At 47.0% G+C, this 23,787-nt stretch carries 19 protein-coding genes; 7 read left to right on the top strand and 12 right to left on the bottom strand.

Annotated elements, in window-relative coordinates:
* Positions 1–11: 11 nt before the first annotated feature.
* The 4 genes from BFC17_RS09725 to BFC17_RS09710 all read left to right on the top strand — a co-directional run bounded on the left by BFC17_RS09725 (position 12) and on the right by BFC17_RS09710 (position 4,020).
* Positions 12–743, top strand: coding sequence for a rhomboid family intramembrane serine protease (locus BFC17_RS09725; RefSeq protein ID WP_070176230.1), 732 nt, complete (start codon positions 12–14; stop codon positions 741–743).
* Positions 744–1,176: 433 nt separating this feature from the next.
* Positions 1,177–1,791 carry a hypothetical protein gene (locus tag BFC17_RS09720; RefSeq protein ID WP_070176229.1) on the top strand — a complete coding sequence of 205 codons (615 nt, stop codon included), beginning with the start codon at positions 1,177–1,179 and terminating at the stop codon, positions 1,789–1,791.
* A gap of 54 nt (positions 1,792–1,845) precedes the next feature.
* A complete protein-coding gene (locus tag BFC17_RS09715) occupies positions 1,846–3,021 on the top strand; it encodes a hypothetical protein (protein WP_139142042.1) in 1,176 nt (391 codons plus the stop codon).
* 228 nt (positions 3,022–3,249) lie between these two features.
* Complete coding sequence (locus tag BFC17_RS09710) at positions 3,250–4,020, top strand: hypothetical protein (protein ID WP_070176227.1); 771 nt, start codon at positions 3,250–3,252, stop codon at positions 4,018–4,020.
* 154 nt (positions 4,021–4,174) lie between these two features.
* On the opposite strand, the gene BFC17_RS09705 is transcribed toward BFC17_RS09710, so the two are convergent.
* The 6 genes from BFC17_RS09705 to BFC17_RS09680 form a co-directional block, all read right to left on the bottom strand.
* Positions 4,175–4,801, bottom strand: coding sequence for a MarC family protein (locus tag BFC17_RS09705; protein ID WP_070176226.1), 627 nt, complete (start codon positions 4,799–4,801; stop codon positions 4,175–4,177).
* 3 nt (positions 4,802–4,804) lie between these two features.
* Complete coding sequence (locus tag BFC17_RS09700; RefSeq protein WP_070176225.1) at positions 4,805–5,407, bottom strand: methyltransferase family protein; 603 nt, start codon at positions 5,405–5,407, stop codon at positions 4,805–4,807.
* Between the two features lie 89 nt (positions 5,408–5,496).
* Complete coding sequence (locus tag BFC17_RS09695; RefSeq protein ID WP_070176224.1) at positions 5,497–6,867, bottom strand: MATE family efflux transporter; 1,371 nt, start codon at positions 6,865–6,867, stop codon at positions 5,497–5,499.
* Positions 6,864–8,105: a molybdopterin molybdotransferase MoeA gene (moeA, locus tag BFC17_RS09690; RefSeq protein ID WP_070176223.1), complete on the bottom strand. Its 1,242-nt coding sequence runs from the start codon at positions 8,103–8,105 to the stop codon at positions 6,864–6,866. The genes BFC17_RS09695 and moeA overlap by 4 nt, the downstream gene beginning before the upstream one ends.
* 75 nt (positions 8,106–8,180) lie before the next feature.
* Positions 8,181–11,042, bottom strand: a complete 2,862-nt coding sequence (locus BFC17_RS09685) for a response regulator (RefSeq protein WP_139142041.1) — start codon at positions 11,040–11,042, stop codon at positions 8,181–8,183.
* A gap of 195 nt (positions 11,043–11,237) precedes the next feature.
* Positions 11,238–14,894 (bottom strand): FG-GAP repeat domain-containing protein, encoded by a 3,657-nt coding sequence (locus tag BFC17_RS09680; RefSeq protein ID WP_070176221.1) that lies wholly within the window; start codon positions 14,892–14,894, stop codon positions 11,238–11,240.
* A 209-nt stretch (positions 14,895–15,103) separates the two neighbouring features.
* Here BFC17_RS09680 and BFC17_RS09675 point away from each other — a divergent pair, with 209 nt between their 5' ends.
* Together BFC17_RS09675 and BFC17_RS09670 are read left to right on the top strand one after the other, a co-directional pair.
* Entirely contained in the window at positions 15,104–15,643 is a 540-nt protein-coding gene (locus BFC17_RS09675) for a hypothetical protein (RefSeq protein ID WP_139142040.1), read from the top strand.
* Complete coding sequence (locus tag BFC17_RS09670) at positions 15,640–16,347, top strand: GGDEF domain-containing protein (RefSeq protein ID WP_070176219.1); 708 nt, start codon at positions 15,640–15,642, stop codon at positions 16,345–16,347. The genes BFC17_RS09675 and BFC17_RS09670 overlap by 4 nt, the downstream gene beginning before the upstream one ends.
* A gap of 25 nt (positions 16,348–16,372) precedes the next feature.
* On the opposite strand, the gene BFC17_RS09665 is transcribed toward BFC17_RS09670, so the two are convergent.
* The 6 genes from BFC17_RS09665 to cmoA form a co-directional block, all read right to left on the bottom strand.
* Entirely contained in the window at positions 16,373–18,154 is a 1,782-nt protein-coding gene (locus BFC17_RS09665) for a sugar phosphorylase (RefSeq protein WP_070176218.1), read from the bottom strand.
* A 3-nt stretch (positions 18,155–18,157) separates the two neighbouring features.
* The gene (locus BFC17_RS09660; protein ID WP_070176217.1) at positions 18,158–19,381 is read right to left on the bottom strand and encodes a glycosyltransferase family protein; all 1,224 of its coding nucleotides are present in this window, start codon (positions 19,379–19,381) and stop codon (positions 18,158–18,160) included.
* A gap of 8 nt (positions 19,382–19,389) precedes the next feature.
* Positions 19,390–20,214: an HAD-IIB family hydrolase gene (locus BFC17_RS09655; RefSeq protein WP_070176216.1), complete on the bottom strand. Its 825-nt coding sequence runs from the start codon at positions 20,212–20,214 to the stop codon at positions 19,390–19,392.
* Positions 20,214–21,092: a kinase gene (locus BFC17_RS09650; protein ID WP_070176215.1), complete on the bottom strand. Its 879-nt coding sequence runs from the start codon at positions 21,090–21,092 to the stop codon at positions 20,214–20,216. The genes BFC17_RS09655 and BFC17_RS09650 overlap by 1 nt, the downstream gene beginning before the upstream one ends.
* Positions 21,093–21,256: 164 nt before the next feature.
* Positions 21,257–22,234 (bottom strand): tRNA 5-methoxyuridine(34)/uridine 5-oxyacetic acid(34) synthase CmoB, encoded by a 978-nt coding sequence (gene cmoB, locus BFC17_RS09645; RefSeq protein ID WP_070176214.1) that lies wholly within the window; start codon positions 22,232–22,234, stop codon positions 21,257–21,259.
* 16 nt (positions 22,235–22,250) lie between these two features.
* Positions 22,251–22,982: a carboxy-S-adenosyl-L-methionine synthase CmoA gene (cmoA, locus tag BFC17_RS09640; RefSeq protein WP_070176213.1), complete on the bottom strand. Its 732-nt coding sequence runs from the start codon at positions 22,980–22,982 to the stop codon at positions 22,251–22,253.
* A 169-nt stretch (positions 22,983–23,151) separates the two neighbouring features.
* Between cmoA and BFC17_RS09635 the strand changes: the two genes are divergently transcribed.
* On the top strand, positions 23,152–23,781 hold the full coding sequence (locus BFC17_RS09635) for a response regulator transcription factor (RefSeq protein WP_070176212.1): 630 nt from the start codon (positions 23,152–23,154) through the stop codon (positions 23,779–23,781).
* Positions 23,782–23,787: the final 6 nt, after the last annotated feature.

Raw genomic sequence — 23,787 nt, 5'->3', positions numbered from 1 at the left:
ATATCAGGTAAATGAAACCGACTCAGTCCAATTATGCCTTAACCTCTGCCATCGTCCCTGTGGCGATTGCGGTTGCATTATTGTGGGTGATCCAGTCTGCCGGCGTGCTGTTTAACCTGCCACTCGATGTACTTGGGGTTATTCCACATGACTGGGCCCGGTTATATGGTATCGCCACATCAGCTTTGGTACATGGCTCCTACGAGCACCTGTTTAATAATTCGCTGCCGTTGATTGTGCTGGGCAGTATGGTTCGTTACGGGTATCCCAATTCGCGTTTAAAGGTTTTATTGTTTGCCTGGTTAGGTTCAGGTATCGGTGTGTGGCTGTTTGGCCGTGAATCGGTCCATTTAGGGGCCAGTGGCGTAAGCCATGGCCTATTCTTCTTTTTGTTTACGGTCAGTATCCTACGCAAAGATAAGCGCTCAGTAGCACTGATGATGATCGCCTTTTTTATGTATGGCGGCATGATGATGTCGATATTTCCGCGGGATCCGGCTATTTCCTACGAGGCTCACTTTTTTGGCGCACTTGGGGGGGTCATGGCGGCACTGTTATTTTGGCGAAAGGATCCGAAATTAGCCGACAAACACTACCAGTGGCAGGATGACGATGCTGAAAAAGAGGACCCGTTAATTGGCGATTTATGGCGGGATGCACCATATCCCGAAGCTAAACCTGAAGTTCATGATCCTGAAAATCATCGCCCCGTGCACATTGACCGCCACGGACACCATCACTAACTTAGAAACATTGATGTTTGCTGGCTGATTGTCGAGCGCGTCGATAAATTTCGGGCATTAAAAAGCATCTGCGCCCCTAACATCGTAAAAGTCCCCCGGCTATATCCTACAAACATCATTTTGCCTGCACTTACTGATTAGCCGACACAGGATACTTAGCGTTTTAAATTATGCGGGGTAGGGCGGACTAAGGACCTGCTTAAGCCCTGATTGGTACGACTAATTCGAAGCTTTCATATTGTGCTGGTGAGTTAGCCAACATATGCGTGATTTGATTCAATTTGATTTTTTAGGTTCTTTTTAGTTTTTTTTAGGATTTTTATTCGTTGAATATCTACTCTTAGGGCTTAGGGGAAAGTGTATTTACTTTCAATCGTCTTGAGTCCTCATTTTAGTGAGATTCATACGCGATTAATTCAAAGGAAGGTTAAAAATGAAATTAAAAGCAAAATTGTCCTGGTCACTTTTATTCAACTTATTGGTGATTAATGTTAACGCAGCGTCAACATCTTTTCCGAGCGTTCAGAAGTTTTCACTCACAAATCCAAGCCCTTCTGCATTGTCAGCAACGAGGATCCTTGTTGCAGAAGGCCTGGAGTTAGATTTAAGAAGCTATGTGGTTAATACCAGCTTTAAAAATCGTCCTGACTTCACCGGCTTGTTTTCTCGCAAGTTTGAAGCTCGTTACCTGGCCAAGCCGCCTGTTTATAAAGAACAAATTGAATCCTTTGGTGATCGTATCAGAGTGACCCGTACTCTGGAGCTCAAACTGAAAAAGCCTTGCAATGAGTGTCCGCATAAGACATTACAAATGGTTTGTTTCAAGAAGCAAAATAAGCCTATGTCGAAAGAATTAAGAGCAGATCTTGCTAAATTGCGTGCAAAGTTAAAGAGTAAGCCAAAAGGTATTACTGTGAGCAATAAGGTTCAGCGAAGTAATGCCGAAGTCAGCAGACTGAGCGATCAAGCTCTATTACAGTACTTACTGAATGAAGACGATACGCATAAAACCATTATTCAAGAAACTTATATACCACTGGCGGTATAACCAATAGATAAAATTCCTCACCTTGATCTCGATAACCTTGATAAACCAGTCCCAATGCAAGATCGAATTATTAAGCCGAGTTTCTCAACGGTTTATGGTCCAGTTGCTATGGGGGCAGAGCCAAGAATACCTGCCGAAAAAGAACTATTTAAACCTGTGAAAACTACGTTGAATAATGAGGGCAAGAAGAAGATAAGAACTGTTACTGAAGCGCCCTATACATTCCACAATTCAAATGAGTATAACTACAAGCTAGTGACTGGCTTTACCTTAGGTTTTGAAATTTATGACCGGTACGAAGTGGTGTTTGCGCGTAAGAAATGGTGGCACGATAAATATTATGCGGCATTCTCTTATAAATTAAAGGCTGGATTTGGCTCTCGATGGCCTTTTAAATTAAAAGCGGAAACAATCGTGACAAAAGTATTCGCCGGAGAAAATAACCAAGTTGTGGACTATCCTGCCAACTTATTATGTCAGGGGGTCAATGTAGCGAGTCGCGCTGAAAGATGTGCTTTTCAAGGCAAAGCAACATTTACGGCGTATGCTGTTGAAAATGCAAAAACACAGTTCTACAAAGACGTCGGTCTGCCAAATGATAAGTTATTCAAGGGCAAAGAGTTTGTCTTCACTTTGGGCGCTACCTGTAGGTTTCATGCATCAATTCCAGGGCCGAATATTGGGTTTAGCTGTCCTGATTCCCTGAAGGGATTTGATTTTAGTTTAGATCACCCAACACAGCTTGGCAGAACACAGAAAACATTGGTGCAGAAAGTCATTAAAGGTAAAGACTTGGGTTTTGGTGTTTATTATGGCACTGGCTATGCTGTGATTAATCCTGGAGCTAAGCTGGTTGGGAAAGACGGCAAAATTAAATTCGATGTTAAGTATAACCATGCAGTTAACGCTGCGGGTAATCAAAACATTAATAGCCTGACAGTTAATGGTGGTTCAAAAACCTTAACTGTTGAGGAGAACGTTAATCAAGGCGAGCGGGTGCCATGGGGTGTAGAGCTAACAAATCCTGAATATAGTGTTTCTGCCAGCCTGGTACCAATAGCCGAAATTGAGATAGGGGTTGATTTAGGTGTATATACTTGGGATGAAGTGTTTGGCCCAGTCGAATTTAACGACCTGGCTTTAAACCTAGGCGAATTTAAATTTGAGCGTCATGAAGGCTCAACAAATAAATTTAAAGCCAATATCGGCGTTCGCTATTCCCCAAGATAGAAGAATCCGCGAAAAATGTTCAATAATCGATACAAACATGAAAGGGGTAATATGCCCCTTTTTTAATCAAAGATGCTAATTATTTCCTGTTGAAAAGTTTAAACAAAATAACGTTTTGGTTTTTTTTAGATTTTTTTTAGTTTTTTTTCAGGTTTTTCGCGAGATTTTGCCTTAGGTTCAGAAGCAATCACTGCAAATTTTAAACTTAAACCTACAGGGATCGTGATTATGTCGAATTACTGGTTACACCGTTGTCAATTGCTAACTCTTATATTGCTCATATTGAGCAGTCAGGCTAGTGCAGCTTTATTTTCGACTACGTCCATTGAAAAAGGTTGGATTTTCGGCATAGATAACTCGCCATTTCCACCTGCATATGTTCAGGGGAATGTTCAAAATACCTTTACTGGTCGGAGTATCAAAAGTGATTACAATAGCTTTTGGCAATTCGACATACAGAACTTCCTAGATATATCCCCTTCAAACCTGGTTATCAATTCTGTTGAACTGCTAGTTAAGAATACCAGTAATGCTCATTTTATTAACTTGGATGAAGATAATTCGTTGTCGATTTTCGATGTCGATGACGATGGAGTTACTACAGGTGGTGATCTGGCCTACCGACATTTCGACCTTCAATCGGGTAACATATATGGCAGTGATGCACTTGACTTTTATTCTACAATTGAACAGCCCTACAATATAGTGCCTGATCTGACTATCGAGTTAAATAAGGTAGCCAAGAACGACATCCTTACATCGACTACAAATTATTTTCAGATTGGCGCCTTCTTGGAGGGGCCTCGCGATGTCAGCGGTGGCAAAAATGCTATGGGTTTATGGGGGGGGGCTGATGGGCCGGTTGTCACCCTGAATATTAATTATGACACGGCAACTGTGGAAACAACGACCGTTGCTGAACCAATACTGCTACCCTTACTCGGAATGGGATTGGTTAGTGTGTTTTTAGTGGCAAATCGCCAGTATAAAAAGCACTAAGTTTCTCTAATTATTGGTATTTATGCTATCGCGAGCGGATATTACTTAGCTGGGGGATATCAGTAACTTTTTAGCGACGATATCTTTAAGTTCTTTTAGATCACGGCTAATAATAAATCCGCTCAATGTATCACCATTTTGTACAGCTTAATGATTACATAACATTATTGGCCGTTAGGCCGAAATAGTCGCTGATCCCGGCCAGGATGTTAGACGTTGCTAACGCAGCTAGAATGAACCCCATGACCCGACTGACAATACTCGCTCCCGCACTACCAATGATTCGAATTATGAGTGAAGACGCCAGCATTAAAATGAGTGTGATCACTAATACAATCATCATCATTGCGGCGGTTTGTACCTGTTCCCAAAGGGTGTAAACGTTATTTTTAGTCAGTAATACTGCCGCTAGCATGGCTCCGGGGCTCGCTATCGACGGCACTGCAATGGGAAATACCGCCGTTTCACGCAGAGTGGATGCCATTTTGATCTCCTGTTCCGGCTTACTTTCACCAAAGATCATGGTTAAGGCAAAAATAAACAAAATGATGCCACCGGCCAGTTGAAACGCTGACAGCGGGATATGCATCGCCGTGAGAATAATTTCACCGGCCAGAATAAAAAACAGCAGAATGATGCTTGAAGCGGCAAAGGCGATAAGCGCAATTTTGCGACGCTGACCAGGGGTATGTTGGTTAGTTGTGGCAATAAATACCGGCAAGGTACCGATAGGGTCGATGACCGCAAAAAAATAAATTAACACCGGGATAAAATCGATCACCCGTTATAACCACCGGGGGACAAGTCGTTGGTAATCGAGATATTCACTGTCATAACGTTCCTGCAGAAAAGCTTCTTCAAGCAGCGCCTGGCGGCGCAGGGCAGTTAAACCTACCAGTAAGCAAAGCAGACTAAAAATACTCGGAAGGGCCAGGAAAAAACCCAGTTGTGCTACCGCTACGCCAATATAGCCGGGGTTTCGGCTAATGCGATAGAGCCCCTTCTGAATAAGCTTATGTGTGCTGGTTTTTACGATCCCGCTGCGCCATTGCTGACCCAACGTAAAGTTGGCCGCGACGGCAAGCGCAAATCCCAACACCAGAAACATGGCACCAGACCACATTACCTGCGGCACGCTTAAAAAATGAATAGGGCCAAGGTAAGCGTAGACTGGCGGGTAAACCGCAATAGTCACACAGAATAACCAAATCGCCGCACGGAACACCCGGAAAGTCAGATGATTCCACCAGTGGCAACTATAGGTAGGTCCCATGGTGACCACCGGTTGCTGCTGACGCTTTTTTATCAGCACCAATATGGTGTAAAAAAGCGCGACAAAAGTAAAAAAGCCCGCCAGAAAAATCTGTAGTAGATGAGGATCGTGCATAGGCAGTTCCGTTTAACACTGAACTACCATGATTACTGAATCGAATGGGGGTTGCAAATTAGTCCGACCGTACAATAGGACAAGTCAGCTTATATGGCCGGGCTTTGCAGCCTTTTTTGTACTACATACAATCTCGCTCCCAGCATAATGGCGGCACTGGTTAGGCCTGCGATAATGCCAATCCAGAATCCATCGGCGGCCATAGGTTGTGCACTTGCCCAGTCAGTCCGCCCCAAAATCACACCGATGGGCAGGCCGATAAGCCAGTAGGCACAAAAGGTTATGTAGAACATCGCTGCGGTGTCTTTGTAGCCACGCAGGGCATTGGCCGAAATGACCTGGATCGCATCGGAAAACTGAAACAGCGCGGCGTATATCAACAGCTGGGATGAAATCGCAATTACCGCTTCATCGCTGGTATACAGCGATATAATCAGGCCCTTGGCTACAAGAGTAAAACAGGCAGTGAAACAGGCTACGCAAAGCCCTATAACAACCGCACTTTTCACCGCAATCCGGGCTTGCTCCACCCGTTGCTGACCCAGCCTGAAACTCACCCGGATAGAAATAGCCATACCCATACTTAAGGGAAACATAAACATCAGAGCCGAAAAATTTAACGCTATCTGATGGGCTGCAACCACATTGGCCCCAAAGGGGGCCAACAGCAAAGCAATAATGGCAAATAAAGTAACTTCAAACAGCACCGTCATAGCGATAGGCAAACCCAGTCTGAGGGTTTGTAAAATGGTTGATGTTTGCGGTGTGTGCCAGCGGCTGAATAGCTGATAGCGGCTTAACCGCGGGGCGTAGGTAATGTAGATCACCGTTGCAATAGCCATGGCCACAAATACCAATGCAGTTGCCACGCCGCAGCCTGCGCCACCCATGGCCTCAATGCCCAGGCCTCCGTACACAAACAGAAAATTTGCTGCAATATTTACCACTAATCCGATAACCGTGATGATCATACTGGGCTTGGTATGTCCCAGCGCCTCACAGTAATTACGCGACCATTGGTACAGCGCAAAAGAGGGAAAGGCCAGAAATACGTACTTTACGTATTGCGCGGTAATTTCCGCCAGACCGCTGTCCATGGGGAATATGCTGACAATGGATGGTGAAAACCAGGCAGCAAAAAATGGCAACAGACTCATTACCAGCAATAAATATCCGGCCTGTTGCGTGGCATTGGCCACATCATCGTGACTTTTCGCGCCTTGTAAACGGGCAATTAAGGGCGGAATAGCCAGCGCCAGGCCCTGAATGAAGCTCATGATGGGAATGCAGATACTGAATCCCAGTGCCACAGCAGCCATGTCTACCGCGCTGTAGCGGCCGGCAATAATGGTGTCGCTTACGCCCATAAGCATTTGCGTGATCTGTGCGATCAGTAAGGGCCAGGCGAGTTTGATTAACCGACGGCTTTCCAGCGCCGTGCGCGGTGACAGTAACATCATGGTCGGGTGATATCCGCCAGGCTAAATGGTTGAATATCAACCCAATCACCCGATTGCAGATTGTCGGTTGACGCAGGGATTAGCATGTAGCAATTAGCCTCGGCAAAACTGGTCATCACGCCGGAACTTTGTTTGGCCAGCGGGGTAACTTCCAGTGTGCCATCGGCCGACTGGGTAAATATTGCCCGCTGAAAATCCAGTCTGCCTGCACGGCGCTTAATGGCAGTGGTAACTTTAGCCCGCAGGGTTAAGCGATGGCTACCGTCAATATTACTTTCGCCCTGTAAATGTCGTAACAAAGGAACCACCAGCTGTTCAGTGGTGACGCAGGCCGAAACCGGGTTACCCGGTAACCCACAAAAAATGGCTTTACCCAACTGCCCGAAAGCGAAAGGCTTACCAGGCTTGATAGCCACTTTCCAAAAGCCGACTTCACCGAGCTCGTCGAGTATGTCCTTGACAAAGTCAGCATCGCCGACTGAAACCCCGCCACTTGAAATGACCAGGTCGCATAGCTCCTGTGCCTGGGCGAGGGTGGTTTTGAGTACCTCGGGCTGGTCGACCACAATGCCAAAATTAATCAGATTGACCTGCCAGTCGTTAAGCAATGCTGCGACGCCGGTGCGATTAGACTCATAAATTTGTCCGGCTGCCAGGGGGTGTCCGGCCTCGATAAGTTCATCTCCGGTGGCCAGCAGACCAATGGTCACGGCTTTGTATACTGTAACCTTGGCCAGACCAATCGAACTTAACAGCATATTGTCGGTTGCGGTAAGACGATGACCGGCGTTAAACAGAATATCACCCTGAGCAATATCGCTACCGGTCTGACGGATATTAGCCAGCGGTGGGCTGTCAGCGTGTAAGGTAATCGTATCGCCCTGACGAGTCACGTTTTCCTGTATTACTACGGTGTCGCAGTCTGGGGGGATGGACGCGCCGGTCATAATTCGCACGCACTGTCCCGGTTTAACGGTGGGTAATGTCGAAGCGCCGGCGAAAACCGAACCAACCACTATCAGCGATTGGCCTGAATTGCCATTCATGCTTTTTAATGCGTAGCCGTCCATCGCCGAGTTATCGCTTGGCGGAACGTTAATGGACGCAGTAACCGCGGTGGCCAGTACGCGCCCCTTTGCCTGAGTTACATCAATTTGCTCTGTAGCGCTGACAGGCCGGGCCTGGCTGAGCATGGCGGTGATTGCATCGGATAAGGATAACCAGGGAGAATTTGTCATAACATACTGACTCTGCTTAATTTGCCGCGGAGTATAACATTATCGTCGCTTTGAGTGACACGATGTCGTTGATACTTATCCGCCCTGAAAATTTTGCCACTTTACAATCATGGCGAGCAACTCCGGCTCTTTAAAGGGTTTACTCAAATGGTCGTTCATGCCTGCGGCCAGTGCTTTCTGGCGGTCTTCCACCATGGCCGCGGCTGTAAGTGCAATAATGGGTAAGGTAATACCCAGTTTTCTGATGGCCCGGGTTGCCTGATAGCCATCCATAACAGGCATTTGAATGTCCATAAAGACCATGTCGAAGGTTTGCCGCTGAACGCGATCAACCGCATCCTGACCATTAGCAGCCAGTGTAATTTGTATGCCGTGGGTACTGAGCAATTCTTTTATCACTTCCTGATTAATGGGATTATCTTCAACAATAAGGATGTTGGCTGATATTGGCAAAGTTTGACTGGTTGGCGTGTCGATGGCGCTGAGCAAACGTTCTTGTTGTGCTGCGGTAGCAAACTTTACGGGTACGGTAAACTGGAAAACCGAGCCTTCGTCAGGTTCACTGCACACCAGGATATCACCGCCCATCGCCGTCGCCAGGCGCTGACTGATACTCATGCCGAGTCCTGACCCCCCATAAATCCGGCTGGTAGATGAATCAGCCTGAGTAAAAGCATCAAATAATACGGCCTGTTGTTCATTGCTCATACCGATCCCGGTGTCAGTGATTTGCCATCTGAGCCGGGGATCAGCGCTATTACTGTGAACTTCTTCTACCAACAGGGTGACTTCGCCCTGATGAGTAAATTTGATAGCGTTGCTAAGCAGATTTACGGCCACTTGTTTGATGCGTAGTGAATCTCCGACAAAATACAACTGACTGAACTTACCAAAACGACAGGATAACCTCAGACCTTTTTCTTCTGCTTGCTCTCTGAATAAATCATCCAGTTCGCCGATCATATCCCGAATCGAAAATACCGCAGATTCCAGGGTGAGTTTATTGGCCTCAATTTTTGAAAAATCCAGAATGTCGTTGATAATACTAAGCAACAGTTGGCCGGCCTGATGGATTTTTTTAAACCGGTCGAGTGACTGACTATCCTGTGTTCCTTTCAGGCCAAGTTGACTTAGCCCGAGGATGGCGTTCATTGGCGTGCGTATTTCATGGCTCATGTTGGCCAGAAATTCACTTTTGGCGCGATTCGACTGCTCGGCCTGGGCCACTGCCTCAGTTTGCTTTTGTTCTGACAAAATAAGCCGTTGATTGGTTAATGAAAGTTCTTTGGTGCGTTTATCTACCTCAAACTCAATCTCGTCTGTATAACCGGCAACAATCACCATAAACCAGCCAAGCAGGCCGGCAAACAAGGTGGCACTGGCAAGGAGCAGATGGACGCCCCAGGGCTGATAGATAAAAACATCTTTGTTGGCTATGTAAAGTGACCAACTGCGCGAACCCAGATTAATCTGATAGTGCTTCAGAATGGGAAATTCTTCATGGATGTCGCCTTGCCATTCACTCCCTGTTGTGGCTTGCAGCAGGATATCCTGTTGTTCAGACGTCAGATTCCGGCTATACAGAATGCCTTGCTCGCCATTAGCCAGCGGGTCAGTAAGCAACATGGCAACTTGCGGATAAGCAAAATTGTTGAAGGTCAGTTCGGTGAGGGTTTTTATTCTTATTACCGCAGTAGCGTAGCCATTCTGGAGTAGGTGACCGCTAGTGGACTGTACCGGCAGGAACACCAGAACACCAGGCTGACTGCCTTGCTCCTGAACAAGAGTTATCGGTGTGGTCGGATAAATTTGCTGAGTCTGCCAGGCTATTTTTAATGCTTCCTGGCGGGATGACTGGGAATAGACATCGTAGCCTAATGCTTTGATATTTTGCTGTAAGGGTTCAATAAAAGACACTACGACGTGAATATCTTCAGTGTTGTAGGGAATTAAATCGCCACTGCGATCTTTTTGGGTAATAGTAAAAGCGGTATCGGAATAAGCGTCAGCATAGCGCTGCCGGAGCAGCGATTGCAGTTCACTCACCCGGATACCGGTGACCCTGACATTCCAGGATAATGCATGGAGGATTGGATTCTGGTCGAGGACTTGCTGAGTAAACAAGTGGAATTGTTCGGGGTTCAGTTCGGGTTCGGCACGTATCAACCCCGCTAGTGAATAAAGCATGCTGGTAGCGTTACTGATACTAGAATCGAGGTCTCTCGCTACCGTATTGGCGTTGTTGGTAAATTCGATTGCTTGTTTACTGCGTTCCTCATTGAGTGCCAGTGCGCAAAGGATCAACACAGAAAGCGAAAATCCAGTTAAGGAGGCAATAACAAAACGGCCTCTGGGGAAGGGGGTTCGCGCCAGTCGTGGAAACAGAGCTAGCAGCCAGGGCACCACAAAAATAACGCCGATGGCATCGCCCGCCCACCAACTCAACCAGGTAGACATCAGGCCGCTTTGATTAATTACACCATATTCAAAGAGTAAAAAGGTACTTAATGCACTGCCAACTAAAGTACTTAAAATAGCCGTAACAAAAAGTAATCGCAAAACAACTGCGGGGTTTCGATAGACGATTGTCCTGCCAATAAAGCGTCGTACCAGTGCCAGGCCTGCATAAGCCTGCAGGGTTGAACAAACCGCCAGTAAGGCAGGGAAAATAAGCTGCACACCACCATCTCCGGTGGTGGTTCTGATATAGACAGCAATACCAAAAGAGCCCAGAAATATACCCGGTAAGGCCCGGTATTCAAAAGCGAGTACCGTAGCCAAAGCAAGACCGGAGGCGGGCCAGATAATAGTAGCAAAGCTTGGTGGCACAGCGATGAGCTGACCGACAAAGCCGAGCGCGGCATAACCCAAAGCAGTGAACAATATCACTTTAAGCGACAGAGAATAGTGGCGGGTAAAATAGCGTTTTACTGGCATAAATTTTACGGCTAAAAAAGCGGTTGCCTGCAAGCGTCCTACGTAAAATTAAAGTTTAACAGATAACTACCGGTCAACCAGCGTTAATTGAACACTTTACAGCCAGCGGCTTATTCGCAGGGAAGAACAAGGCTTAGTGCTACGCGAATCAGAGTGACGCTTAAAATGCCGGGTTTTAAGCGTCAGCTATGTAGGTTATCGCAGCCAGTACATGGCTGTTTCAAAAGACAATAAAAGCTCCAGACCATTCGGGCCTAATCGGGATTTCATACCGTGAGGCATGGGCCGACCGGGAATATTACTGCTTTGCCAGATTTTATGGCCTTTATTGTTATAGTTAACAATCTTCACAACCGTGTCGTTATCATAGATAGAGCCGCTTTCTCTGACAGCCGCTAAAAAGCTTTGCTCCGTTTGCGTACTGGGATCAACCGCGATATCGAAGATGGTTGGCATTTCGGTACGCTGAACTTCGGTGAGCGTGTTATTGTTGATTTCGAAGACAACCACAAAAGTTTCGGTGTCACTGGTGTAAGTATCAGGATTTTCCTCAACACAGAGTACTTCAGGGGCGGCATCCGTATCATAGTTAAACAGCTCCAGTCGGCTGCACCTTTGATTAATGCCTGAAAGTTCGGTGAAAATGGAATTACTATGGCTTAACAGCAGGGTCCTGGTACCTTGTGCCACCACCGTGTAGTTTTGGCTGGCATCATGCCAAGAGACAAAATCATGGATCCTATCTGTGAAACTGTGGCTTCCCAATAAAAGCTGGTTTTGAATATCGGCGGCGAGAAGTTGTGAACCATCGTTGTAGACAAAGTCCTGGTAGCCGTCATTATTCATGTCACTGGCTCTGATTACGCCAATGTCAATGTCGAGGTCATCAGAGTTACCGCCATAAGACCACTGGACCGTATTGTCATACAGTTGGACGGCCGCCACCAGTCCCTCAGTGTTACCGGATGAAGGAATAAAAATTTCTCCTGCACCATCGTTATTATAATCGGCAGTTGCCGCTATGGTGCTGTAGTGATACGAAAAAGAAACTTCGTCTCCAATTTCTACTTTACCGTTGTCATCAATAGAAACCACGCGGGAACCGGAGGTGCCCTCAATTGTTGTAGATTGGCGTACATAAAATACTGCGCGTTCGTCCCCCGGCAGATAGTTTGCCCAGCCTGCAGCGCTGAACAAAAGGAGCTGAGTACTATTTCGTGTGGCATTGGCAATGGCGACGCCATCCACAATGTCTGCTGAAGCCAGCACGGGCTCAATGCTATCTGTTATCCAAATTAGTTCTGACTCTCCATCGTTATCGGCATCGCCGGCAATCATTGAAGTGAAGCGTCGGCTGTCTACCTCAAGCTCCCATTCAGTTATCAGTTGGTTTGATGACAAACTATAAGCGGTCATATCGCTTAAAAGGCAGCCGTTAGCAATCAGTTCAACTACATTGTCGTTGTCTAGATCATAGGTGATTAAGTCACAGATATTAGCATTAGCCGCAGTGGCGAGCTGCGAACGACTTCTGGCGTCAAATACCGCTATGTCACCGTACATGTTGGCGACGATAATTTCTGCTACGCCATCACCGTTTAAATCTCCTGCTTCTACCTGATTATAAAGGCCTCCGTTGCCAAACAGCCATTGATTCTCTCCGGTGTCTAAATCGTAAACCAACCGTGCATTTGTGATGAGTTCCATTGCCGGGTCGTCATCGACATTGGCAATGGCAAAATCTTCGTTGTTACCATTAAAGTCGATGCTAAAAAGTATGCTATCCGGCGCGTCCAGAGAGACAATATTTAGTCGTTTGGGCGAGGTTAAATAGTCGTCTTCAGTAATGACATAAATCAACTCAGGGGTGCCGTCGTGATTAGTGTCAGCCAACTTTGCGGCGCTGATAAAGTGGACATTATCGCTGATTAACACCTCAGCTTTATGGGCAAGATCGGTAATCACACTCACGCCATGTTCTGTTGCAACCAGGATGTCGGTCTGATCGTCACCATTGAAATCGCTGGCCATCAAACTGATTATGTCTCCGCCGATGCCTAATTCACCGCTGTAAAACCATTTTGATTCAAAATCGGTGTCAGTTACTTTGGTCAGCGAGATAGCGCGATGTGAATCGGTGGAAAGAAGCTCGTTTTCACCGTCACCGTCAAAGTCACCAATCCTTAAGGAATCAAGGCCGCGTGGTATCGCGATATTGCCCCGGACAAAGGTATTGGTATTCGCTGCTGTGGCCTGAATACTAATCCGTTGGGTCTCGCTGTTAGCAGCATCCGGCCAGCCAAAGGTAAAGTCATATTGTTGTTCGGGAAACAGGAAATTGCCCGGTACATGCCAGGTAACCAGCCCGTCGGCATCCATTGTGGCACCAGTTGGCCCGGCTACCAGACTGGCGGTGGTTGCGCTGCTCGCAATGTCCGGATCGGTGATTTGGGCGGTAAACTGCACTGTGCTGCCAGCAGCAATAGTTTCTGGCAGATTCACTACTGTCACTTCAGCCGGCGAATCTGACACAATAAACTCACTGATCACACTTTCGGTGCGCATACCGCCATCGAATACCACCATAGATACCCCAAGGATGTCGTTGTGAACAACCATGCCAGAGGGCAGGATACTACCGTGCTCTTCCGGAATGAGTTCACCGTTAACATACCAGTTGTAAGAAATTTCTAACTGACTCTCAGGCGTATCTTCGTCTTCGTAATAACCAGGGGATACTTCTACTGGTGTTGTAGCGTAAACGTCAGAAAAACCCGGGATCACCGAATCCGCTCTGGGTGGTTTGGAAAGTATATCCAGATTAACAAATTCGGCCGGGGTAGCGGTCTCGTACATATAATTGTACCAGGACCATGCATAGGAGCCCTGGTCCGGTTCGCCATCATTGTCCGTATCCTGAGTAATGCGCAGGTAGTTATCAATGATTTCAAGCTCTACCCGGGTATCTGCTGTCAGGATCAGCTTACCAGTGTAGGCATCGGGTGGAAGGTCATCATCTGCTGTGTAAACCAGGCTTACCTGCCCCTGATTACCCATAAATACATCGCCGCTGAGCGCTATTGCTGAAAATTCACCGTAATTGTTTATGGAAAAGTCAACGTCGGTGTCTAACAGCACCGAATAAGAACCCAAATCAAAACTGACATATTGTGTACCGGTAACCTGATAGCCCGCAGTAGTCAACTTTTCGGTGTAGTTTTCGGTGCCATAAAGTTCGATTTCCTGGCCGTCTATTTGCCAGCTTAAGCCACCGTAATTAATGGTATAGCTAATTTCCTGCTCAGTTAAAGCGGTCACAGTAAGTGCTACGGAGCCGGACAGTACCAGACCATGTTCGTTTTCGCAGCTACGGTAATTAAGCCATAAGTTACCAAGATAGTTTTCGTCGACCTGGCCGGTGTACTGAACATTGCCCTGATAGGAACAGCTAAACTCATGGAAAACCGAACCATTACCATTAACCCTACTGGTATAATCTTCGTCACCCACGGAAGGCAAAGTCAGGTAAGTATCGCCTTGTTCGCCAAACATATCGACAACAAACTGCTGAATGGCTTGTGGCGTTAAGACCATTGGGTTCTGGTTACCACTATAATTTTCGTCGGCCAGTGTGCGACCGGCTTCATTGATTTCAGCCGGGCTGTAATCCTGGGCATTGGTAATGATCTGAATTGGGGTAGGGGTAGTGGTACCGCCGCCGGATCCGCTACCGCCTGTACTGCCGCCGACACTGCCGGAACCGCCGGTGTTGCCGGAGGAGCCTGAGCCTCCGCAGCCCAGTATGATTAAAGGCAGACAGGCAATTAAAAGTGATTTTCCATGATTAGTCATACGCCATCCCTGATTTATTGTTTTGCTAACATACAAAGGAACATCATACGCGGAAAAGTACGGCAATTTCTTTGTGCTGGCAACAAGTTAGCAATGATTTGCGATAAGCGGCAAAATGATGCCCTGACGGATAGTTCGCTTTGTTGACATTTTTGCCGGGCGTAGTACTTTAGCATTAGAAATCATTACCATAAGCTAGGACGGCATTAATGGTTTGTAGTAAATTTTTCAATGTCTCACTATTTTATCCTGCCAGACGACTTTGGTTGTTATACAGTGTCGCCGCACTTTCTGTGTTGCTGGTGTTTTGTTTTGTCCGTTTTTTATCCCTGGCAGAGGCACAAACACTACAGTACGTTACTGAACAAGAGGCGTTATTGCTGTTAACACAGCTTGATATTTTTCATCTTTTGGCATTACCGGATTTCTGGCTGATCAGCCTTAATTTTACTGATATGGCCTGGGATATGTTCTGGCTGGTTTACAGTGCTATGTCACTGGCCATTTTTTGCGTTGGCCTGATTATTTTTCATCGCAATGTCCAGGCGCTGACCAGAGATCAGGTATTTACCCTCTTTCTGTGCGCTGGGTGGGCTCACTTACTCCTGGCTAAAAGTATCCTCTGGTTTGATATTCCGCTTCGGCTTACCGGCCCGGTTATAGCGCTGGGTATGCTATCGGTACTGTATTTTTCAATTGTCGCGGTGGTCGTTGACACCACGTTCGTGATCAGAAGGAAAATCAGATGAAATCCAACGTCCTTTTGGCTGGCTTTTGCTTAGTCTCAGGTAGCGCTGCTGCCGAGTCCGATTGGCAACCCGTGGCAACCCAGGCCACCATGCTGGCGATGGTGCTGTTCATCAATCTGGTTTTCTTTACGGTGTTATACATATTGTCGGTAATAAAAGCGGCCAGGCACCAGGCTGACCTAACCAAAGAAAAACAGCAGGCACATTATGACTTTCTAACCCAGGTACTCAACCGGCGCGGATTTGAGCGGCGTATTACCCAAAAACAATCTTTACAGGGTTACATACTGGTGGTGGATATTGATGATTTTAAACAAATCAACGATCGTTACGGCCACCCGGCAGGTGACAGTATATTGCAAGAAGTGGCCAACCGGCTTAGCCAGTCGCTGCGTGACCAGGATATTATTGCCCGCTATGGCGGCGAGGAATTTGTGATTTATGCCTCGTTGGCCAGTAAACAAATGGCCGAGGAATTGTCCCACCGGTTGGTTAATGCGATTAACCGGTTACCATATCCGTTGCCGGATTGCACTGAACTACTTCACGTTACCGTCAGTGTCGGGGTTGCCAGCGTACTGGCTCCGCTTAATGTAGCGGATGTTAACTCCCGTCGCGGGGCAATACAGTCAGCGTTTAGCATTGCCGACAGTAACCTTTATAAAGCCAAGCAGCAGGGTAAAAATCAGTCGGTACTCGATTAAAAAAGGCTCCATTGGAGCCTTTAAGTTAATTATTTGCCTTGCGGTACTCTTCGTAATCCATATTGCTCAGCCACACCGTCTGGTAAGGCTTAAGCTGAATAAAGCCGAGTACATCCTCAATCTGATCACGGGTAATTAAGTCTATCCAGTTATCCGTGCCGATAAGATTTAAGTCTGACAGTAAAATAGACTGTTCTTCATCAGTCACGTTACTGATACAAAATATACTTTGACGGCGATTCAGACTTTGCCGCCAGTAACCAAACAAGGCCGTGCCTAATTGCAGGGTAAACTGGGTCGCGTTGGGATGAAACGCTTCCTGGGCTTTACGAATGCGGATCAGCTGCGACAGCCTTGTAAGCACTTTGTGGTGCTGAGAGTAGGGTGAGTCAAGCTGCGCTTCTAACTCAGAATAATCCCAGCGCTTGCGGTTTATCGAACGGTTCTGGCCGGTATTAGCCACTTTATCGTAGTCATTTGAAGTACCCAGCAGACTATGAATATACAGACCAGGGATCCCTTCCATACCCAGCATAATTGCATGGGCACACAGGAATCTGTCGACCTGATACTTATCCGGGCCTTTTACGGTCCCCTGCATGGCATCAAACAGCGTAATGTTGATTTCATAGGGCTTCTGCTGACCATGATCAGTAGAGCGCCAGGAAATACGACCACCAAAATTTTGCATCGACTGCACCAGCGTACCTATTTCCTCATCACTTAACAGACCCTCTGCCGGGCGTAAGCCAATGCCGTCGTGAGAAGCGATAAAGTTAAAATAGGTGGTGCCGTTTTGCGCTGGTGGCATACTCATCATCCAGCTCTTCAGATAAGTACAATCACCGGTAACCATGGTATTGACCAACAGCGGCGGCAGCGAGAAGTTATAAATAGCATGAGCTTCATTCGCATTTCCAAAATAGGTCAGGTTTTCACGGTTAGGAATGTTGGTCTCAGTAATGATCATGATACTGGGATCAACATGCTCGATAAGTGTACGCATTAAGCGGATCACTTCATGGGTCTGGGGCAGGTTAATGCACTTGGTACCAATAATTTTCCACAGGAATGCAACGGCATCCAGGCGGAAAATTTTGGCGCCGTTATCGATGTAGTGCTTAATAATCTGAATAAAGGTTAACAAGACCTTAGGATTTCTAAAGTCAAAGTCGACCTGATCGTGACTAAAGGTACACCATACGTACTGAGTGCCATTCGCCGTTTCTGTTTCCCGCAGCAGCGGACTGGTGCGTGGACGGGTGACTTCACTCAAATCAGTCGCCGGATCGGCCGTTAAGAAGAAATCACTGCCCGGGCCTTCGCCTTTAATGAAGTTGTCAAACCACATGCTCCGGGAAGAGCAGTGGTTGATAACCAAATCAAACATTAATCCATATTCGGCGGCAATGCGATGTACATCAGACCAGGTGCCAAGCGACTCGTTAACACTGGAGTAGTTGATAACCGAAAAACCATCGTCAGAACTAAACGGGAAGAAGGGCAGGATATGCACCTTGTTCACGGTATTCTTACAGTAAGTGTGTAAAAAACGGAACAGGGTAAACAGTGGCGATTCGTGCTCGTTCATCACGCTGTCACCATAGGTGATCATTATGATGTCCTGCTCGTCCCAATAATTCTTATGCGGCTCGGGGATCACTATATCGTCTTCGCTGTGCAGGCCAATGGTGTTCATCAGCTCTGTGGCCAGCTCGCCCATCGGGGTCGTGGTAACCACATCCGCATAAATAAACTGAAGATGATGACTGATTTTTTCGTGTAAGTAATCCCAGCGTTTTGTCATTGATTATCCTCTAAATTCTTCAGTATCCAGTTCTACAGCTTCGAGCAGGCGATCAAGAATGTCAGGCATCGCACTGGTAACCCGGTTCCAGCTTGGAATAAACGGCGTTTCCATGGGGTTTTCAAGGAAGTGCTGACCCGCTTTCATGATATTACTGGCAAACATTTCTACCGCTTTTTCTTCACTGTGAATGTCCAGTGACAGTCCGTTCATAACCGCATCGTTATGGTAAGTCTCGATAAAGTCCAGTGCGATACGGAAGTAGGTGGCTTTGATAGAGCGGAACATTTCGTTACTGAAAGACACGCCCTGGGTAGCCAGTTTTCTGAATAATGCCTTGGTGATATCGATGGACATTTTAGACAGGCCGCCTTGTTCATTATTAAGCGACAAATCCTGATGCTTGTGGTCGTAGGTTTCTGCAATGTCAGCCTGACATAAGCGATTGTGCGAATAGTTGCGGTGCATCTCAGAAAGTACGCCGATTTCTAATCCCCAGTCACTCGGAATACGAATATCATTCAGAACGTCACGGCGGAAAGAAAACTCCCCGGCCAGCGGATAACGGAAGCTGTCCATAAATTCGATATATTCGTTGTCACCCAGGGTGCGTTTTAATGCCCGCAGCAATGGAGTAACCAGCAAACGCGATACGCGGCCGTTAATTTTGCCGTCGGCGACGCGGGCGTAATACCCTTTACAGAATTCATAGTTAAACTGTGGATTGGCAACCGGATAAATCAGGCGGGCCAGCAGATCACGGTTGTAGGTAATAATATCGCAATCATGCAGAGCCACGGATTCCGCTTTGTTAGATGCCAGAATGTAACCCATGCAATACCACACGTTGCGACCTTTACCCAATTCTTTAGGTGCCAGATCCAGCGCTTGTAATTCTTCGTCGATAGCTTTTAAACGAGGGCCATCATTCCATAAAATCCGGTGGTGTTGGGGTAAACGGTCAAAGAACTTTTGGGCGTGACGGTATTGCTCCTCATCCGCACGGTCAAGGCCAATAACGATTTCTGACAAATACGGGACGTGGGTCAGTTCGTCAACAATGTGGGTTAATGCCGGTCCCTCCAGTTCGGAGAAGAGTGAGGGCAGGATCAGTGCCATTGGGCGTTTCTGGGAAAATCTGAGTAACTCAGCTTCAAGCGCTTCAGTAGAGCGGCTGTTTAAATTATGTAGCGTCGTTACGATACCGTTTTGATAAAAATCGGCCATGTGTCCTCCTAATCTTTCAATGAAAGCAGTTGTGAAAGCATTTCTGTCCAGCCCTCAGGGCCGAGTAGGGTGCTGGTATATATATTATCTTTTTTATTAACCTGGGGAGGCTCGTGCGTGGGAGACGCAATGCGCACAGCGATATCTGCCGCTTCCATCATGGCGATGTCATTTTTACCATCGCCCAGTGCAATAGAAGTGGCTGAGATGGCTGATTGCCGTCGATACTCTTCCATAAACCAGCTAAGTGCTTTGCCTTTGGTACAGTCGCCGGAGATGTGGATAAACCGTCCGCCTTCCAGCGGGGTGGCCCCCCGATCTCTGACGGCTGCAATAAATTCATCTTTACGTTGCTCGCTGCCAAGCCACATTACAGGCTCGCCATACTGGCGTTTGGCAGCTAAGCGGGCCTCGTCTTCGCTAAGGCCGGTCGCGGCGACTAATTCGTCATTACTCATTACACTAAAATGGGTAAATTCGCCGGCAAACTCGCCTTTAACTATGTCGAGTAATTTGAGCCAGTAACCTTTAGACGAAATAAAGGATTTACACCAAAAACCATCCTGCCAGATAGTGCCCGCCGGCTTTTGTTTAAAAAAGCCATGGGGAATATAAGCGGCGGCCCCGTTTTCGATGATAAAAGGGCCATTTAAACCAATTTTATCCCGCAGTTGGGTCATTTCCGCGTAGGTTTTACTGGTGTTGGGTATAACCGGAATGCCGCGCTCGGCGAGGGCATCCAGGGTGGGTTGTGCCGGAGCAAAACTATAGGTGTGATGATCCAGCAAGGTGCCGTCCATATCGGTAAAGATCACAGTACTCGATTGATCCATTAAACAGCCTTATCTACTTTTGTTATTTGACGGGTTTCATCCAAATGGAACACATAGTTGCAACGTGCTGGCAGTGTTTCCAGACTGTGTTCTGTTAGTCGTTGGTAGTGTTGAATGAAGCGTTCAATTTCCAGGTCGGTCATAATGCCGGTATGTGGCTTACTGGCACCTACTTTAGCTGCCAGCTTATGTTCCTGCTCTTTTCGCCAGTTATACACCTGGGCGAAGGACGGCGCTTTAAGCATGATCCAGAACGACATCTGGTCAAACAGGGCCTGATAGGATTCGCCCAGTTGCTTGTTTACGTAACTGCGCCAGATACCCAGCGGGTCTTCATCACGCTCGAGAATATTCACCGGTTCCAGCAGCTGACTTTTACTTTGACTGCTAACCCCCCAGCACCAGCCTTCTACCAGTACAACGTCGGGTGGTGAATGAATGACCGGCCAGTCGACAACCGGGTAAGGATCGTCAATGGCTTTGTTAAAACGAGGAATCGACACGGTGCCATAGCCCCGTAAGCGGTCGAAAGTTTGTTGCGCCAGCTCAACATCATGGGTACCGGGGACACCACGGGTTGCCAGCAAGGGGTGAACCTTCACTGCCAGTGCGTTGCGACTGGATTTGTCGAGATAAAAATCGTCGAGTGATAAAGAAACTATATTAAGCTTTTTATGTTGTGACAGGTAATACACCAAAAAATCACAAAGTGTTGACTTGCCGGACCCCTGACAGCCATTCACACCGATGAAAACAGGCTTCTTTGCACTCTCCTGGTGCGCAAAGATTTCATCAGCTAATGGCGTGAACCATTTTAGTGCAATGTCGCGATAGCTATCGGGAAGTTGATGCGCCGCGAGAAATGTAGAAATGTCCATAAAGCTGCCTTAGTTATTGATGATTTGCACAGCATATACGTAATTTTGTTACAACATCTGTGCCAATTCAGTCGATAAGTTACTGCACATCGATCCCGAGTCCAATCATTGCACAAAAAGGGATCGATTGCAGGTTCAGCTTTAAAAATCCAGCAAAGGGTGATTTAGCCCCGGTTAGCAATTATCACCGCGCGTTTGGGGGCTGGATACCCTTCTATGGTTTTACCGGGGTCTTCGGGGTCAAGAAAATCGGCCAGCGAATGAGTGGTCATCCAGCTGGTGGCTCGTTGCTCGTCAGTGGTTGTAACGCATTCATCGACAACCTGACAGTCGGTGAAGCCAAGGCGTTGCAGCCACACCAACAGGGCCTTTGAACTTGGCAAAAACCACACGTTGCGCATTTGTGCGTAACGCTCTCCAGCCATCAGTACGGTTTGCTCATCACCATCCACTACCAATGTTTCCAGTACCAGTTGGCCACCTTTACGCAGTTGTGATTTGAGCTGATTTAAAAATTCCATAGGATCGCGACGATGATACAGTACGCCCATAGAAAATACGGTGTCAAAGGCCTGCAAAGGCTGCATCTGCTCAATACCCAGCGGTAAAAAATGCACCGGGGCTTCACCAATAAAATGTTTAATAGCCATAAACTGAATAAAAAACAGTTGGGTGGGGTCGATACCATAGACGCCCGCCGCGCCTTCACCATACATGCGCCATAAGTGGTAACCACTGCCACAGCCCACATCAAGCACTTGTCGGCCGGCCAGGGGGGCAAGGTGTGGTAATACCCGGTCCCATTTCCAGTCTGAACGCCATTCGGTATCAATATGAATACCGTGAATATGATACGGGCCTTTGCGCCATGGCATAAACTGGCGTAATAAACCTTCAATTTGTTTTTGTACGTACTCGTCAATATCGCTCTTTGCACCAACGGTCACTGTTTGTTTAAGGTCTAGTAACGAAGGTGTGGTGACAGGTAATTTAGCCACCAGTTTTTGCCATTTCTTAAATTCCCCGTGCAGGTCTGTACGATACCAGTTGTCCATTTGCTGTGGCAGGGTATTCAACCAGTGCGACAGTGGACTTTCCAGCAGCTGTTTGTAACAGGGGGTGAATAATTCAGACGCAGACATAACAAAAAGCCCTACTTTATTTAATCGCTACCAGCGACATAAAATTATAACAACGGTACCACATAACCACATCGGCAAAACCGGCCTGTTCCAGGCGGGTTTTATGCACATCAAAGGTGTCTATTAACATGACGTTTTCCAGCGCGGCCCGTTTTTGGCTGATTTCCAGCTCGCTGTAGCCATTATCGCGCTTAAACTGTAAATGCAGGTCGTTGATCAGGTCGTTGCCCTGCTCAGTCGGGTGGCGTATTTTTTCTGAAATAACAAAAATCCCCCCCGGCTGCAGTCCGTCATAAATTTGCTGAACCAGTGCGGGGCGTTCAGGCGGCGGTATAAATTGCAGGGTAAAATTCATCACTACCATGGACGCATTGGTGATGGTTTCTGACTGGGCAAACCCTTGCTTTACGGTGATAGGGTTGGGCAATTGGAATGCCTCTACCTTACGCCGACAACGCTCAACCATGGCCGGTGAACTGTCGATGGCGATGATTTGACATTGCCCGGCACTGCAATGGCGCGAAACCGAGAAAGATGCGGCGCCTAATGAACAGCCAATATCATACACGTTGGTGCCAGAGACCACTTTACTGGCCGCCAGCTGACCGATGGTTTCTATAATCGTCTGATAGCCGGGAATTGAGCGGCTGATCATGTCTGGAAATACTTCTGCTACCGCATCATCAAACTGGAAATCACTGACCTGATTTAATGGGGTGGCGAACAGATTGTCTTTATTTGACACAATTATCTCTTGGGCAAGGGTATTTTAGGGCGGCAATTTTACCCCTACGGGCCAGAAAACCAACCCTGAGTCGAAAAAAATCAGGAAATTAGACATTCTCTGCTTCTATAGGTTAATCTTTAGTATTAACCTATACAGTAAAGATATTATTGCCAGTGGGGCCTATACCTAAATGAAGTTTGTAATAGCCGATGATCACCCGCTCTTCAGAGAAGCCTTATCTGGAGCTTTAACCCCGTTGTTTGAGGGACTTGAAGTTCTGGAAGCTGAATCAACGGATGTGTTAATCGACCTCATTGACAAAAACAATGTTGATTTACTGCTCCTGGATTTATCAATGCCTGGGGCTAACTGGTTTGATACCTTATCTACAGTAAAGGAAAAGTTTCCATCGCTGCCGGTGGTGATGGTTTCAGCAAACGATGATGTAGACGTGATTTCGCAGTCCATTACCTTAGGGGCCCAGGGGTATATTCCTAAATCCACGCCTACGAAAACCATTGCCGAGGCCATTGACCTGGTTTTAAGTGGCGAACAATGGCTGCCAACGGAAATCGCTGAAAAGCTAACGTTTAACAGCGGCAACATGAATGACATGCTGGAACGTTTTAAAGAGCTGACACCCAAACAGGTGCAGGTGTTAAAGTATGTGCGTTCTGGCATGATGAATAAACAAATTGCCCACGAAATGAACGTTACTGAAGCAACGGTAAAAGCACATATCAGTGCCGCGCTCAAAAAACTGGATATCAATACCCGTACTCAGGCGGTGCTATTGATGGACAAGTTACAAATCAACTAAATCTTT

The organism is Marisediminitalea lipolytica (genome assembly GCF_001758465.1).
GTDB classification, from domain to species: domain Bacteria; phylum Pseudomonadota; class Gammaproteobacteria; order Enterobacterales; family Alteromonadaceae; genus Alteromonas; species Alteromonas lipolytica.
The sequence above is the reverse complement of the archived record's forward strand: the minus strand, read 5'-3'. Positions and strand labels throughout refer to the sequence as shown.